Origin of the sequence: Nocardia sp. NPDC058244 (assembly GCF_042882065.1) — a bacterium.
Lineage (GTDB): Bacteria > Actinomycetota > Actinomycetes > Mycobacteriales > Mycobacteriaceae > Nocardia.
In genome coordinates, this window is the sequence record NZ_JBHVWX010000005.1 from 105,035 (window position 1) to 120,494 (window position 15,460).

At 70.8% G+C, this 15,460-nt stretch carries 12 protein-coding genes; 10 read left to right on the plus strand and 2 right to left on the minus strand.

Annotated elements, in window-relative coordinates; genetic code table 11:
• Positions 1-41: 41 nt before the first annotated feature.
• From ACFVW6_RS16850 to ACFVW6_RS16880, 7 genes are all read left to right on the plus strand, one after another.
• Positions 42-1,277 (plus strand): aminotransferase class I/II-fold pyridoxal phosphate-dependent enzyme, encoded by a 1,236-nt coding sequence (locus tag ACFVW6_RS16850; protein ID WP_378828400.1) that lies wholly within the window; start codon positions 42-44, stop codon positions 1,275-1,277.
• Positions 1,274-2,839: a carboxyl transferase domain-containing protein gene (locus ACFVW6_RS16855; RefSeq protein ID WP_378828402.1), complete on the plus strand. Its 1,566-nt coding sequence runs from the start codon at positions 1,274-1,276 to the stop codon at positions 2,837-2,839. Before ACFVW6_RS16850 ends, ACFVW6_RS16855 begins: the two co-directional genes overlap by 4 nt.
• The gene (locus ACFVW6_RS16860; RefSeq protein ID WP_378828404.1) at positions 2,836-4,770 is read left to right on the plus strand and encodes a biotin carboxylase N-terminal domain-containing protein; all 1,935 of its coding nucleotides are present in this window, start codon (positions 2,836-2,838) and stop codon (positions 4,768-4,770) included. Before ACFVW6_RS16855 ends, ACFVW6_RS16860 begins: the two co-directional genes overlap by 4 nt.
• A gap of 116 nt (positions 4,771-4,886) precedes the next feature.
• A complete protein-coding gene (locus tag ACFVW6_RS16865) occupies positions 4,887-6,404 on the plus strand; it encodes an ABC transporter substrate-binding protein (RefSeq protein ID WP_378828406.1) in 1,518 nt (505 codons plus the stop codon).
• A 36-nt stretch (positions 6,405-6,440) separates the two neighbouring features.
• Positions 6,441-7,439 carry an ABC transporter permease gene (locus ACFVW6_RS16870; RefSeq protein WP_357346878.1) on the plus strand — a complete coding sequence of 333 codons (999 nt, stop codon included), beginning with the start codon at positions 6,441-6,443 and terminating at the stop codon, positions 7,437-7,439.
• The gene (locus ACFVW6_RS16875; protein WP_355272353.1) at positions 7,436-8,278 is read left to right on the plus strand and encodes an ABC transporter permease; all 843 of its coding nucleotides are present in this window, start codon (positions 7,436-7,438) and stop codon (positions 8,276-8,278) included. The genes ACFVW6_RS16870 and ACFVW6_RS16875 overlap by 4 nt, the downstream gene beginning before the upstream one ends.
• Entirely contained in the window at positions 8,275-9,918 is a 1,644-nt protein-coding gene (locus tag ACFVW6_RS16880) for a dipeptide ABC transporter ATP-binding protein (RefSeq protein WP_378828409.1), read from the plus strand. The genes ACFVW6_RS16875 and ACFVW6_RS16880 overlap by 4 nt, the downstream gene beginning before the upstream one ends.
• A 13-nt stretch (positions 9,919-9,931) precedes the next feature.
• Here the strand turns inward: ACFVW6_RS16880 and ACFVW6_RS16885 are convergent, their stop codons facing one another.
• A complete protein-coding gene (locus tag ACFVW6_RS16885; RefSeq protein WP_378828411.1) occupies positions 9,932-10,576 on the minus strand; it encodes a hypothetical protein in 645 nt (214 codons plus the stop codon).
• Between the two features lie 131 nt (positions 10,577-10,707).
• Between ACFVW6_RS16885 and ACFVW6_RS16890 the strand changes: the two genes are divergently transcribed.
• The 3 genes from ACFVW6_RS16890 to ACFVW6_RS16900 all read left to right on the plus strand — a co-directional run bounded on the left by ACFVW6_RS16890 (position 10,708) and on the right by ACFVW6_RS16900 (position 13,923).
• Positions 10,708-11,874, plus strand: coding sequence for an AI-2E family transporter (locus tag ACFVW6_RS16890; RefSeq protein ID WP_378828414.1), 1,167 nt, complete (start codon positions 10,708-10,710; stop codon positions 11,872-11,874).
• Positions 11,875-12,019: 145 nt separating this feature from the next.
• Positions 12,020-12,817: an SAM-dependent methyltransferase gene (locus ACFVW6_RS16895; protein ID WP_355272360.1), complete on the plus strand. Its 798-nt coding sequence runs from the start codon at positions 12,020-12,022 to the stop codon at positions 12,815-12,817.
• A gap of 251 nt (positions 12,818-13,068) precedes the next feature.
• The gene (locus tag ACFVW6_RS16900) at positions 13,069-13,923 is read left to right on the plus strand and encodes an acyl-CoA thioesterase domain-containing protein (protein WP_378828420.1); all 855 of its coding nucleotides are present in this window, start codon (positions 13,069-13,071) and stop codon (positions 13,921-13,923) included.
• Here ACFVW6_RS16900 and ACFVW6_RS16905 read toward each other — a convergent pair whose 3' ends face one another.
• Positions 13,924-15,459, minus strand: coding sequence for an AMP-binding protein (locus tag ACFVW6_RS16905; RefSeq protein WP_378828422.1), 1,536 nt, complete (start codon positions 15,457-15,459; stop codon positions 13,924-13,926).
• Position 15,460 lies beyond the last annotated feature (1 nt).

Below are 15,460 nucleotides of genomic sequence, written 5' to 3' on the forward strand. Positions count from 1 at the left end.
ACGCCCTCATCGACGCTCGACCGCCAACGAAGGACTACCGAATGGTTACCCACCAGTTCGCCAACATCCGTAGGCAGCTGCACCTGAGCAACACCTTCTGGGACGACAGCACGGCCAACGGACTGGTCGACATCGTCGCGACCGACATGCGCGACGGCCTGGTCAACGACCGCGACGGTCGTACGATCGTGAACTTCTCCTCGTACTCCTATCTCGGTCTCGACAGCGACCCGCGCATCGTCGCCGGCGCGCACCGCGGCCTCGACGAGACCGCGACCATCAACTCCTCCATCTCCCGGATGCGGATCCGGTTGTCGCTGCTGGAGGAGGCCGAACAGCGCCTGTCGCGCACCTTCGGCGCCCAGGCGGTGACCGTGTCCTCGTGTGCCGCGGCGGCCTGGGCCACCCTGCCGCTGCTGGCCTCGGGCGAACTCACCGACGGCCGTCCACCGCTGGTGGTGTTCGACAAGAACGCCCACTTCTGCCTCAACGCCATGAAACCGCTGGTGGCCGACGAGACCGAGTTGGTCACCATCGAGCACAACGACATCGCCGCCCTGGAAGAACTGTGCCGCACCCATGCCACGGTCGCCTATGTCGCCGACGGCGTCTACAGCACCGGCGGCGGTGCGCCGCTGCGGGAACTGCACCGCCTGCAGGACCGGTACGGGCTGTTCCTGTATTTCGATGAGGCGCACGGCATCTCGACGATCGGGCCAGGCGGGCGCGGGTACGTCCTCGGCGCGTACGAGGGCTGGCGCGAGCGCACGCTCGTGATCGCCTCGCTCAACAAGGGTTTCGGCGCCAGCGGCGGCGTCATCTTCCACGGCGCCGAGGGCGATCACTCCCGCACGCCGACCCTGCTGCGCACGAGCGGGCCGCTGATGTGGTCGCAGCGGGTGAACACCGCCGGGCTCGGCGCCATCGTGGCCGCCTGCGATCTGCACGACGACGGCACCGTCGACACCCTCCAGCGCGCGCTGCGCGAGCGGGTGCGCCTGTTCGACTCCCTGGTCGACACCGAACTCGCCGGCGACGGGCTCCCTATCCGGTTCGTCTCCATCGGCAGCGAGGACGTCACCGTCGCCGTCGCCAGGGACATGCTCGAGGCCGGTTTCTACACCTCCCCCGTGTTCTTCCCGATCATCCGGCGCGGCAGCGCGGGCCTGCGCCTGATGCTGCGGGCCGATCTCGCGCCCGAGACGATCCACCGCTTCGCCGACACCTTGAGCGCGAGCCTGGCCGAGCATCAGCAGCGGGCGGAGCAGCCCGCATGACCGTCACCGTGGAGAACACCCTCGGCTTCGAGGGTCAGCGCACGCTGCTGCGCGAGCACACCGCCGAGATCGTCGCGCCCCGCCGACGTCCGGGCGACGCCAAACTGCCGGTGCGCGAACGGGTCAACCGCGTCCTCGACCCCGGCACGCCGTTCCTGGAGATCGGCCGCCTGGCCGCGCACGAGGTGTACGACACCGATCTGCCCGCCGCGGCGCTGATCGTCGGGATCGGCACCATCCACGGCCGCCCGTGCATGATCTTCGCCAACGACCCGCACGTCAAAGGCGGCACGTACTACCCGCTCACCATCAAGAAGCAGCTGCGCGGCCAGAAACTGGCCCGCGAGTACAAGCTGCCGTGTGTCTACCTGGCCGACTCGGGCGGGATCTACCTGCCGCTGCAGGAGGAGATCTTCCCCGACGAGGAACACCTCGGGAAGATGTTCCGCAATATCGCGGAGATGTCGGCGCTGGGACTGCCGCAGATCTCGGCGGTGCTGGGCATCTGCACTGCGGGCGGCGCCTACATCCCCGCCATGAGCGACGAGACGGTGATGGTCAAGGACCTCAGCACCGTCTTCCTCGGCGGGCCCCAGCTGGTCGAGGCCGCCACCGGCGTGGTCGTCGACGCCCAGGCCCTCGGTGGCGCCGACCTGCACGTGCGCGAGACCGCGGTCGCCGACCATCTCGCGGTGAACGAGGTCGAGGCACTGGCGATGATCCGTGACATCGTCGCGCGCACCCCGGGTGACCGGGTGCATCCCCCGGCCTTCGAGGTACGCGAACCCCTCGACGATCCGGCCCGGCTGCCGGAACTGATTCCGGCCAGCACCAAGAAGGAGATGGACGTGCGCGCGATCCTGCGCTGCGTCGTCGATGCCGGATCCTGGGTCGAGTACCGCAAGGACTACGGCATCACCATGGTGTGCGCGACCGCGCGGATCGCCGGCTACGAGGTCGGCATCGTCGCCAACCAGGGCGTGATCTTCCCCGACAGCGCGCTCAAGGCCACCAACTTCATCCAGATCTGCCACCAGCGCCGCATCCCCCTGTTGTTCGTGCACAACGTGAGTGGGTTCATGGTCGGCGAGGAGTACGAGCGGGCGGGGATCGCCAAGCACGGCGCGAAGATGGTCAATGCCGTGTCCTGCGCGACGGTACCGAAGATCTCGCTGGTGATCGGCGGCAGTTTCGGCGCCGCCAACTTCGCGATGTCGGGCCGCTCGATGGGCGGGCAGTTCATGGCGATGTGGCCCAATGCCCGCTCCACCGGCGTCGGCGGCGAACAGGCCGCCGCGGTGATGGCGATCCTCAAGCGCGACCGGCTGCGCCGCGAGGGCAAGGAACTGGGTGCGGCCGAAGAGGCCGCCATCAAGCAGCCGATCATCGACAGTTTCGAACGCCAGTCGCTGCCCACCTATATCGCCGCCCGCATGTGGATCGACGCGGTGGTGGAGCCGGAGGACACGCGATCGTGGCTGGCCCAGTGCCTCTCACTGGCGCACGAACGGTGGGACCGGGCCGAGCCCGCGCCCGCGAACTTCGGGGTGTTCCGGCTGTGATCACCCGACTGCTCATCGCGAACCGGGGCGAGATCGCCGCCCGGATCGCGCGCACCTGTGACCGTCTCGGCATCGAGTACGTGACGGTCGCCGTCGACGAGGACCGCGACCTGACCGGCCACGCCGGCGCGGTGACCACGGTCCCGCTGCCCACCGGCGGCTACCTCGACGCGGCGGCGTTGATCCGCGCGGCCACCGACACCGGCTGTGACGCCGTCCATCCCGGCTACGGATTCCTCTCCGAGAACGCTGGTTTCGCCCGCGCGGTGCGGGCGGCCGGGCTGGTGTTCGTCGGGCCGAGTTCGCGGGTGATCGAGACCATGGCCGACAAGGCCTCGGCCCGTCGCGTCATGGCGGCCGCCGGGGTGCCGGTCCTGCCGGGCACGGCCGAGGCGACCGAGGACATCGACGTGCTGGTCGACGCGGCCGCCGCCATCGGCTATCCGCTCATCGTCAAACCCGCGGGAGGCGGTGGCGGCAAAGGCATGTCGGTCCTGCGCTCGGCGGCCGGGCTGCCCGCGGCACTGGCCTCGGCCGCACGCACCGCGACCGCGGCCTTCGCCGACGGCCGCCTGCACCTGGAACGCTACGCCGAGCGGGCGCGCCACATCGAGGTCCAGGTGTTCGGTGACGAATTCGGCAGCGCTGTACACCTTTTCGACCGCGACTGCTCGCTGCAACGACGGCATCAGAAGGTGATCGAGGAAGCGCCCGCACCCGGGATTCCGGTGCAGGTGCGCGAGGCGATGCTCGCCGCCGCGGTGCAGGGCACGCGGGCGCTGCAGTACGTCGGCGCGGGCACCTTCGAATTCCTGCTGGTCGGCGACGAGTTCTTCTTCATCGAGATGAACACCCGGCTGCAGGTGGAACACACCGTCACCGAGGAGATCACCGGCGTCGACCTGGTGGAGTGGCAGCTGCGGGTCGCCGCGGGCGAACCACTGCCCGCCGATCAGGCCGAGATCACGGCATCGGGCGCCGCGGTGCAGGTGCGGATGTACGCCGAGGATCCGTTCCGGTCGTTCCTGCCGTGCCCCGGCGAGCTCGAGGTCACCCACTGGCCGCCGGTGCGGGTGGAGCGGGCGTTCACGCGACGGCTGCGCGTCACCGGCGGCTTCGACCCGATGATCGCCAAGCTCGTCGCGACCGGGACCACCAGGGCCGCGGCCCTGGCCGCCGCCCGCGACGCCGCCCTGGCGCTGCGCTGGACCGGCATCTCGACCAATCTCGGCTTCGCCGCACAGGTGCTCGACGCCCCGATCGTCGCGGCGGCCGGCCACGACACGGCCTACCTGGACCGCATCGACCCCGTCACCGAGTTCGGCGACCCCGACGAGCTCGCCGCCCTCGCGGTCGCGGCGACCCTCGCCGCGCCCGACCGGGCGACGCCGTGGTCGGCGGGCGCACCGGGCGGTGACCGCGTCTGGCTCGATCCCGCCGACGGCGACCTGGGCACCGTCGACCTCACCGTCGACGGCAGGCCGTTCACCGTGCGGGTCGGCGGCTACACCGGCGAGGCGGTCCTGCTGCGCGCCGACGCCACCGCACCCGCCGTCCCCGCCGTGCGCACCGGCGAGACGGTCACGGTGGACTCGGTGCCCGGCACCGTCCGGCGCCGCGGCGACGGATGGGAGTGCCAGATCTCCGGGGTCACCCGGGCGGTCCGGTTCGCCGAATACCGCGCGCTCGCCGGGGCCGACGCCGACCCCGAAATCCGTTCTCCCATGCCCGGAACGCTCGTCCGGCTGCATGTCGCATCGGGCGCTGCGGTCGAGCAGGGCCAGCTGCTCGGGGTGGTCGAGGCCATGAAACTCGAGCACGAACTCACGGCGACCCACGCCGGAATCGTCACGGTGACCGCCGCCGAAGGCGCAGTGGTCACGACGGATCAATCACTGTTTCTCATCGAGGAGAGGGGCGCCGCGCTGTGATGCGGACACGCCGACTTGCGACAGCTCTGATCGCGGCCACGGCCGTGCTGGTCTCCGCGTGCAGCGGAACCGACACCGCCGCAAGCGAATCGGCCCAACCGACGAGCGGCGGCTCGTTGACCTGGGGGGTGGAGACCGAGCCGACCACGCTCAACCCGCACCTCAACGGCCAGAGCAACACCAAGATGCTGCTGCGCAACACCTACGAGACGCTGCTCGCACGCACCGCCGACGGCGGCTTCGTGCCGTGGCTGGCGACCGGCCACGAGGTGTCTGCCGACGGGCTCACCTACACCTTCACCCTGCGCGATGGCGTGAAGTTCACCGACGGCACCCCGCTCACCGCGGCCGGGGTGGCCCGCAACTTCACCACCATGCAGGACGTCGCCTACTCCGGCGGATTCTCCTCCGGCCCGCTGTCGAACCTCGCCGGCGTGACCGCGCGCGACGACCGCACGGTGGTCTTCACCCTGAAGAACCCGTACGCGCCGTTCCTGGACTTCGCCTCCGGTTTCGACATCATCTCCCCCGCCGCGTTCGACAAGCCGCAGCTCAAGGCCGGTGGACCCGAGATCGCGGGCACCGGTCCGTTCATCCTGGACCGCTACGTCAAGGGCCAGGAACTGCACTTCCGGAAGAACCCCGACTACAACTGGGCCCCGCAGAACGCGGCGCACCAGGGCCCGGCCTATCTCGACGAGCTCACCTACCGCTTCCTGCCCGAATCCTCGGTCCGCACCGGCGCGCTCACCTCCGGCCAGGTCGACCTCATCGAGGGTGTCTCCGGCAACGACGCGTCGCTGTTCCGGGACAATCCCGACTTCACCTATCGCACCGCGCTCAACAACGGCAGCCCGTACACGCTGTACTGGAACGCCACCTTCGGCGCGGCCACCGACGAGAAGGTGCGCAAGGCGCTCAACAACGCCGTCGACGTCGACGCGGTGCTGCAGTCGATCTATCGCGGCCAGCGCACACGCGGCTGGGGCATCGTCTCCACCGTCGACACGCTGTTCTACGACAAGAGCATCGAGCGCGCCTACGGTGCCGACAAGAACGCCGCCAACCGCCTGCTCGACGAGGCGGGCTGGACCGCCAAGGACGCCGACGGGTTCCGGACCAAGGACGGTCAGCGCCTGACCATCGAACTGGTGCAGGCCCAGTCCACGGTCCGCGACCAGCGTGAGGTGCTGCTGCAGGCCGTGCAGGCCCAGGCCAAGCAGAACGCGGGCATCGACCTGAAACTGTCCTATGTCGATCTGGGCACCTACGCCGAGCTGCGCAAGAACAACACCTTCGGCTCGATCGCCAATTCCGACACCCTGACCGGCGGCATCGACATCGAGAACCACTGGTACCCGCCCACCGCCAAGGGCACGCTGAACTACAGCCGCGCGGGCGATCCCGAGCTGTCCGGCTGGCTGCGGGCCGCCGCGGCCACGATCGACACCGCCGAGCGCGCGAAACAGTACGCCCAGCTGCAGCGCTTCGCGCTCGTCGACAAGGCCTACGGGCTGCCGCTGTACATCCCCGAGAACCAGATCGCGGCCGCGGCCCACGTGCACGGCGCGGGCTTCCGTCCGTACAAGCAGCTGCCGGAGAGCGCCTACGACATCTGGGTCGATCGTGGCTGACCCGGCGCCCGCACCCACCGCCGCGAGGTGGTGCCGGTGACGCTCGACGTCACCGCGCCCACCCCGGTGGCGCCCGCGGCCGACTCCGCGCCCGGCGCTCGCGCCGGGGTGGCGGGACGGGTCGCGCTGCGGGTGCTTTCGGGCCTCGGCGTGCTGTGGGGCGCGGCCACCCTGTCCTTCCTCGGCGTGCGGCTCGCGCCGGGCGACACGGTCGACGTCCTGATCGGCGAGCAGCCGCGCACCCCGGAGGTGGAGGCCGCCATCCGCGCCGAATGGGGTCTCGACAGCCCCACCGTGGTCCAGTACGCGCGCTATCTGTGGAATGTGGCGCACGGCGATTTCGGGCGCTCCTATGTGCTGCAGCGGCCGGTGTCGGAGGTGATCGGCTCGCAGGCCGGGCCGACGCTGGCCCTCACCGGGGCGGCACTGCTCGTCGCGCTGGTGTTCGCGGTCGTCGTCGCGACCACCACGGCCCGGCGGCGGCGCGCCGCCGCGGTGGCGAACGCCGTGGAACTGGCGCTGGTCTCGACACCGTCGTTCTGGCTCGGCATCGTGCTGCTGTCGGTGTTCAGCTTCCAGCTGAAGATCTTTCCGGTGGCGGCGAACAAGGGGCTCGCAGCGCTGGTCCTGCCCGCGCTCGCGCTCGGACTGTCGCTCGGGGCGGTCATCTCCCAGGTGCTGCGCGACGGGCTCGAGCGTGCCCTGGACGAGCCGTTCGCGGTGACGGTGCGCTCCTGGTCGGTCAGCGAGACCGAGCTCCGGCTGCGGCACGGCCTGCGCCACGCAGCCCTGCCCGCGGTGACCCTGACCGGCTGGCTGGTCGGCGGACTGCTGGGCGGGGCGGTGATCATCGAGGAGGTCTTCGGCAGGCCGGGGCTGGGCCGGGTGACGGTGGACGCCGTGCTCGCCCAGGATCTTCCGGTCGTGCTGGCCGTGGCCATCCTGTCGGCCTTCGTCTACGTGGTGATCAGCACGCTGGTCGATCTGCTGTATCTGGTGCTCGACCCGCGGCTGCGACGGGGCGGTGCGCGATGACCACGATCGAACTCCCGCGCGCACGACGTTTCACTCCCGCGCCCGGGGTCGCCGTCGCGGCGGTGACGGTGGGACTCGTCGCCGTCGCGGTGCTGGCGCCCACCGTCCTGGCCGGCGCCGACCCGCTCGCCGCCGATCCGCTGTCGGCGCAGCTGGCGCCCAGCGGCTCCCACTGGTTCGGCACCGATCATCTGGGCCGCGACGTCTTCACCCGGGTGGTCCACGGCGCGCGCTACTCACTGCTCATCGGCGTCACCGCCGTGGCGATCGCGGTCGTGGCGGGCACGCTGCTCGGCCTGCTGTCCGGGCTGGCGCGGGGACCGCTCGACGAGCTGATCACCCGCTTCCTCGACGTGGTCTCCGCGTTCCCCGATCTGCTGCTCGCCCTGGTGCTGATCTCGTTCACCGGGCCGGGCACCACGAATCTGATCGTCGCCCTCGGCATCGCCTCGATCCCCCGGTTCGCCCGGGTCGTGCGCGCCCAGACACTGGTCGTGCAGGAGTCCGGATATGTCGAACAGGCCCGCACCTTCGGGCTCACCCGGGCCACGCTGGTGTGGCGTCATGTGCTGCCGCACGCGGTGGCGCAGGTGCCGATCCTGGCGACCATCGGCCTCGGCACCGCGATTCTCGGCGCGGCGGGCCTGAGCTTCCTCGGCATGGGTCCGCAACCGCCGGAACCGGAATGGGGCGCCATGCTCGCCGAGGGCCGCAACTATCTGCGCAATGCCTGGTGGATCGCCGTGCTCCCGGGCGTGGCCGTCACCGCGACGGTGATCGCGGTGAGCTCGCTGGGACGGCACTGGCAACGGCACTACGACGGAAGGCCGCGAGCATGAGCCTGATCGACATCGCGAACCTGCGCATCGGATTTCCGGGGCAGGGCGAGGTGGTGCACGGCATCGATCTGCGGATCGCACCGGGCGAGGCCGTCGCCCTGGTGGGTGAATCCGGCTCGGGCAAGTCGGTGACGGCCCGCGCGCTGGTCGGCTTGGCCGGGCCGGGCGCGACGGTCCGCGCGGGCCGGCTGGCGCTCTTCGGACAGGACGCGCGGCAACACCGAGACCGGCAGTGGCGCACGATCCGCGGCAGCGACATCGGTTTCGTGCTGCAGGACGCCCTCGTCTCGCTGGACCCGCTGTGCTCGATCGGCGCTCAGCTGGCCGAAGCGCAACGCGCACTGACCGATCTGCGCGGCCGGGCACTCGCCGAGCGCAGCGTGCGGCTGCTCACCGAGGTCGGCGTGCCCGAACCCGAACTGCGCCTGCGCCAGTACCCGCACGAACTGTCCGGCGGCCTGCGGCAGCGGGTGCTGATCGCCACGGCGATCGCCGGTGACCCGCGCCTGATCATCGCCGACGAGCCGACCACGGCACTCGATGTGACCGTGCAGCAGCAGATCCTGGACCTGCTCCGGCAGCGCAAGGCCGACGGCACCGCGCTGCTGCTGATCAGCCATGATCTCGCGGTCGTGGCCGAGGTGGCCGACCGGGTGCTGGTCATGCGCGACGGGGAGGTCGTCGAGCAGGGCGGCACGATCGATGTCCTGACCCGTCCGGCGCACCCCTACACGAGGAAGCTGCTGGCCGCCGTGCCGTCCGCGGCGTCACGCGGGTCGCGATTGACGGTGCCCGCCGAACCCTCGCCGGACCACCCGGCCGCACCCGAGCGTCCGGCCCTGCCGCCACGCGTGGTCGACGAGACCCGGGTCGTGCTGTCGGTGCGCGCGCTGCGCAAGACCTACGGCGCACGCACGGTGGTCGACGATGTCGACTTCGACCTGTTCGCGGGCGAAACCCTCGGCATCGTGGGCGAATCGGGCTCGGGGAAGACTACGACCGCCCGGCTCGCGCTGCGGTTGGTGGCGCCGTCGTCCGGGCGCGTCGTGGTCGACGGGAAACCGTGGACCGACTACTCCGAGCGCGAGCTGCGCCCGTTGCGCGGCGCCGCCCAGCTCATCGCGCAGGATCCGCTCAGCTCCTTCGATCCGCGCTACACCGTCGAGCGCGTCATCGGCGAGAGCCTGGACACCGTCGGGGTACGCGGGGCGGCGCGCGCCCGCCGGGTGCGCGAGCTCCTCGACGCGGTCGGCCTGGGCCGCGACCTGCTCGAGCGTCATCCGCGCACGCTGTCCGGCGGGCAACGGCAGCGGGTCGCGATCGCGCGCGCCCTGGCACCCAGCCCGGCGCTGCTCGTCGCCGACGAACCGGTCTCGGCCCTCGACGTCTCCGTGCAGGCCCAGATCCTGGACCTGCTGGCCGAATTGCAGGCCGAGTTCGGCACCGCGCTGCTGCTCATCTCGCACGATCTCGGCGTGGTCCAGCACGTCGCGGACCGCGTGCTGGTGATGAAGGACGGGCGCGTGGTCGAGTCGGGTGCGGTCGACGACGTCCTGCGCGCACCGCGGCACGACTACACCCGCCGCCTGATCGCCTCGGTTCCCCGGTTGCCGGAGTTCGCCGACCCGAATCGGGACTGACCGCCGGTTCGGATCAGAACGGGTACTCCAGGCACAGCTCGCCCGCGAAACCGCGGGCCGCGTGCTCGCGCATGCGCCGCCCGTACACCGGGTCGGCGGCCAGGGCGGTGTAGGTCTCGAACACGCAGTGCACCAACCCCGCCGCCTCCGCCGCGTAGACGTCGAACCCCGGGTACATCAGGCCGACATAGGGCATGTCGTCCACGTCGAGGGCCAGCACCGGGTACTCCCCCGCCGAATCCGGCTCGCCGACCGCCAGCACCCGCCGGGAGTCCGAGCCACCGGGTAGCAGGAAGCACTCCGGGAACCGGTCGGCCAGCGGCGCGTAGATCTCCCCCCACGGTGCGCCCAGCTCGTCGTCGACCAGTTCGTCCAGGGCGCGGGGCGCGAAGCCACCGTCGTCCGCGAACCAGCCGTGGCGCTCGAACAGGCCCTGGTCGAAGGCCAGCCATTCCCGCAGGCTCGGCGACAGCGGGCGCCCCGACGGGAACACCGCGCCCGCCACCTCGTCCGCGGACATCGGCCGCGGCGCGCCGTCGACCCACGGCGTGTGGCCGACCCACGCGGCGGGCTCGAACATCGACCGGCCGGGATCGGCCCGCGCCGCGGCGAGCACCCTCCGGGTCAGGCCGGCACCGTGCTGGACCTCTACTGTCATGGCGCGCAACGTAACAGGCCACACCGACAGCCGCGGGCCCACCGGCATCGCCGGCAGCGCAGCCGGAACGGACGCGAGACAGGCCGCGTCGGTGCCGAAATGTGGGCTCCTCCGGGGCGACACTGGGATCCGTGGACACCGACTCCCCGGACAACACCGCGCGACCGATCGCACGGGCGAGGATGCCCGAGTGGCTCCCGCGGGCGATGGTGCTGGCCCTGGTCCTGTTCGGGTTGTTCCTGCTCGCCGACTGGGCGTTCCGCCGGCTGCTCGGGCTGCTGATCGTGCTGCTGGTCGCGTTCTTCGTCTCGCTGGCGATGGAACCGGCCGTCGGGGTGCTGGCCCGCCGCGGCGTACCGCGCGGACTCGCCACCGCGCTCGTCTTCCTCGGCACCTTCGCCTGTGTGCTGGCCTTCCTCGCGGCGCTGGTGACGCTGCTCGTGGAGACCACGACGAATCTCGCCCGCGAATCCCCCCGGCTGCTCGACGAAGGCATCGACCGGTTCAACCGGACCTTCGACCAGCACGTCACCACGCACGACCTCAGCCAGCGGCTGCTGCGCGAGTCCGATCTGATCGAGGGCTACGCCCGCACCGCGGCGGACAACGTCTGGGGCGTGTCGACCACGGTGCTCGGCGGGCTCGTCCAGATCCTCACCATCGCGTTGTTCAGCATCTACCTGACCGCGGGCGGGCCCCGGGTGCGGCGCACCGTGTGCTCGCTGCTCCCGCCGTCGCGTCAGCAGACCTTCCTGCACGCGTGGGATCTCGCGATCGACAAGACCGGCGGCTACCTGTATTCGCGGGTCCTGCTGGCCATCGTCTCGGCGATCGCGCACGGGGTCTTCCTGGCGATCCTCGGGATCCCCAATCCCGTCGCCCTCGGTGTCTGGTTCGGCGTGATCTCCGCGTTCATCCCGACGATCGGCACCTACATCGCCGCGATCCTCCCGGTGCTCGTCGCCTTGACGGTGGACCCCCTCGACGCGGTCTGGGTCATCCTGTTCGCGGTGCTGTACCAGTGGTTCCAGGACTATCTGCTGCAGCCCCGGATCACCGCGCGCACCGTCGACGTCAATGCCGCGATCGCGCTGCTCGCGGTCCTGGCGGGCGGCGCGCTGCTCGGCGCGGTGGGGGCGCTGCTGGCGATCCCGGCCACCGCGACGGTGCAGGCGTTCCTGTCCGAATACGTCAAACACTATGCGGTGAGCGAGGATCCGCGCATCGAGCAGACGGCGTCGCGCCGCAAGCGCGCCAAGAGCGCACCGGCCCCGCAGCCCGATCAGGACACGGAGTAGGTCTGATCGCCGCTGATCTACCCGACGGTAGGGGCCACCGGCCGGTGTGAATCTTGTACTGTCACAACAGATCAGAAGCTGCCTACCGTCAGCACTGCTCGTCCGGGTGACTGACGCCGTCGAACTCTGCTGAGGAGCCAGGTTCATGACCGAAACCGATACCCCGGTGATCCGGACCGACATCCCCCACTCCGCCCGGATCTGGAACTACTGGATGGGTGGCCAGGACAACTACGAGATCGACCAGATCGCCGGCGACGCCGGACTGGCCGTCGACCCCGACATCTCCACCATGGCCGTGCAGTCGCGTCAGTTCCTGATCCGCGCCGTCGGCTTCCTCGCCCGCGAGCGCGGCATCCGCCAGTTCCTCGACATCGGCACCGGCCTGCCGACCATGCAGAACACCCACGAGGTCGCCCAGAGCATCACCGCCGACGCGCGCATCGTCTACGTCGACAACGACCCGCTGGTGCTGACCCACGCCCGGGCCCTGCTGCGCAGCACCACCCCCGAAGGCGTCACCACCTACATCGACGCCGACTTCCACAACCCCGAGCAGATCGTCGCCGACGCGCGCAACGTCCTCAACTTCAACGAGCCGATCGCGGTGATGTTCATGGGCGTGCTCGGCCATGCCCGGACCTACGAGGACCTGCTGCGGATCGTGCGGACCGTGGTCGGCGAGGTGCCGTCGGGCAGCCACCTGATCATGTGGGACGGCACCGACGACAGCGAGGCCTATGTCACGCTGTGCGAGAACTACACCGGCACCGGCGGCACCCCCTACATTCCCCGGCCGCAGGCGCAGATCCGCGCGGTGTTCGACGGCCTGGAACTGGTGGACCCCGGCTTCGTGTCGATCACCCAGTGGCGCCACGACACCGTCGAGGTGGGCGAGGTGCTGCCGATCTCGGCCTACGGCGCGGTGGCACGCAAACCCTGAACACCACCGGCCACCACCGGCAGCGCGCCACCACCAGCCGCCCTGCCGGTGGTGCCCGGGACCGCTTGTCCGGCGAATGATGTTTCAGCACAGAAACATTCATGTGACATCCGATGGTCGGGGTAGCGAACGGCGAAGAGCGGAAGCAAAGATGAGGAGACCGCCGACTCGCCCCGGGGACCATCTGTGAGTCGAGCGCCACCGATGCCGCGTGTGGAGCGAGATCGCCTATGCCGCAAGGGAGCCCGCCGGTGAGCCAAGCATTCTTTCGCGTGACGACCGAGGTCCGCACGCAGACCGAGATCCTGCTCCCGGAGCCCGAGGCAGTCGCCGGCTGGGAGGGTGGACAACTCCGCGGCATGGCCGTCGGCGCGGCACTGGCCCGCGCGGTCGAACGCGAGGTCGCGGCCAAGGGCCGGACCGATCTGCGGCCGGTCCGATGGACCCTCGACCTGTTCCGCCCGGTCTTCCTGCGCCCCTGCCGCATTCGCGTCACCGTGGTGCGCGACGGCCGCAGGCTCTCGCTCTTCGACGCCGTGCTGATCCAGGACGACCGACCGGTCGCCCGCGCCGGCGCGCTGTACCTGCGGCCCGGGGTCGATCCGCAGGGCGTCTGCTGGTCACCCGGCACCATCGCCGATCCCCCGCCCACCGATCGGCTCCCCGAACCCGGCCGGAATCGGGTCTACTTCAGCGAGGACGCGGGCTGGGGACCGGACCCGCGCACCCACCACAATGTGGGCCGGACCGGAATCTGGCACCAGCCCATCGCGGTGGTCGCCGGCGAGGAGCCGACGCCGTTCCAGTTCGTCGCCGGACTGGCCGATGTGACCAATGTGATCGCCAATCTCGGCAGCAACGGCCTCGAATACATCAATGCCGACGCCACACTCACGCTGACCCGCCTGCCGGAGGGCAACGAGGCCGGGCTGCTCTGCCTCGACCGGCTGGCCGAGGACGGCATCGTGATCGGCACGGCCGCGGTCTACGACCGCAAGGGGGTGTTCGGCACCACGACGGTCAGCTCCCTCGCCAACGCACGCGGTGCCGCCGATCTGAGCGTCATCGGGACGCTGGCGCGGGCCGGGGCCGCCGAGGCGGGCTGATCACGGCGCCGCGCGCAGTTCCCGCTTGTAGAGCTTGCCGGAATCGTCGCGCGGGAGTTCGGCGACGACGCTGATCCGCGAGGGCAGCTTGTAGGCCGCCAGCTCTCCGGACAGCGCCGCCGCGACCTCGTCGGGATCGAGATCGTGGCCGGGACGGGCGACGAGGTACAGCACCAGCGCCTCGCCGAGGTCGTCGCCGGACGGCACGCCGACCGCGGCGGCATCCTCCACGCCGGGCAGTGCCATGGCCGCGTTCTCGATCTCGGCCGGGTAGATGTTCACCCCGCCCCGGATCACCACCTCGCTGGATCGTCCGGTCAGGAACAGGTAGCCGTCGGCATCGAGATATCCGGTGTCGCCGACCCACAGCAGATCGCCGTGGGTGACCGCCGATCCGGCCCGGTGCAGGTAGTCGAAACGCGGCCAGTAGTCGGCGCCACGGACGAAGACCCGCCCCGGCTGCCCGGCGGGCAGTTCCGCGCCGTCCTCGTCCAGGATCGCGACCGCCGACCCGTCGGCGGGGCGACCCACGCTGCCGGGCCGCGCCAGCCATTCCGTGGCGCCGATCCAGGTGATGGTGCCGGTCTCCGTGCTGCCGAAGTACTCGATCACCGCATCGCCGAACCAGTCGATCGCCGCCCGCTTGATCGCGGGTGGGCACGGCGCCGCCGAATGGATCAGGTGGGTGAGGCTGCTGGTGTCGTAGCGCTCACGCACCTCGGCGGGTAACGACAACAGCCGGGACAGCATCGTCGGCACGATCTTGGCCTGCTGGATGCGATGCCGCTGCACCAGCCGCAGGAATCGTTCGCTGTCCCAGCGCGGCATGATGGTGATGTCGGTGCCCATCCGCAGCGCGAGCACGGCCACTGCGTTCGGCGAGGTGTGATACATCGGCCCGGCCACCAGGATCCGGCCGCCGGGCGTCACCCCCATCCGCTGCGCGATGCCGCCCGCGATGGACAGCAGCTGGTGCGGCGTCATCCGTTCCCGCAGGACGCCCTTCGGAGTTCCGGTGGTGCCGGAGGTGTAGATCAGTCCCATCGAATCGGCCACGGCGCCGTCGAGATAGCCGACCGGCTCGGGGTGGTCGGCGATCCACTCCGTCAGGAGCGGATGCCTGCCCGTCGGCACCGACAGCGCGGGGTCGAGCCCGGCCTCCGACAGTGTCGTCGCAGGCATGGCGATCTCGACGATCCGGGCCGTGCTGCCCGTGCGGTCGCGGGCGTCCTCGACCGTGGCGACGAACTCGGTGTGCGCGAAGATCACGCGCGGCGCGCAGTCGGCGAGCACATGGGCGACCTCGCCCGCCCGCCAGCGGGTATTGATCGGCACCGGGTTCCCGCCCGCCGACGCGATGGCCAGCGACACCTCGAGGAATTCGATGTCGTTGCGGGCCAGCACCGCGACCCGGTCCCCACGCCCGACGCCGGCGGCGAGCAGTGCCGCGGCCAGGCGACCTGCCCGGTCGTGCGCGTCGGGCTGGGCACGCACCCGGTCGCCGCAGCGGATGATCGGAGTCGTGGTGTCGGCCATC

Excerpts from the sequence above, each read along its gene's own strand:
- ACFVW6_RS16850 (WP_378828400.1), top strand. The coding sequence starts at position 42 with ATGGTTACCCACCAGTTCGCCAACATCCGTAGGCAGCTGCACCTGAGC.
- ACFVW6_RS16885 (WP_378828411.1), bottom strand. The coding sequence starts at position 10,576 with ATGACAGTAGAGGTCCAGCACGGTGCCGGCCTGACCCGGAGGGTGCTC.
- ACFVW6_RS16855 (WP_378828402.1), top strand. The coding sequence starts at position 1,274 with ATGACCGTCACCGTGGAGAACACCCTCGGCTTCGAGGGTCAGCGCACG.
- ACFVW6_RS16895 (WP_355272360.1), top strand. The coding sequence starts at position 12,020 with ATGACCGAAACCGATACCCCGGTGATCCGGACCGACATCCCCCACTCC.
- ACFVW6_RS16875 (WP_355272353.1), top strand. The coding sequence starts at position 7,436 with ATGACCACGATCGAACTCCCGCGCGCACGACGTTTCACTCCCGCGCCC.
- ACFVW6_RS16905 (WP_378828422.1), bottom strand. The coding sequence starts at position 15,459 with ATGGCCGACACCACGACTCCGATCATCCGCTGCGGCGACCGGGTGCGT.
- ACFVW6_RS16880 (WP_378828409.1), top strand. The coding sequence starts at position 8,275 with ATGAGCCTGATCGACATCGCGAACCTGCGCATCGGATTTCCGGGGCAG.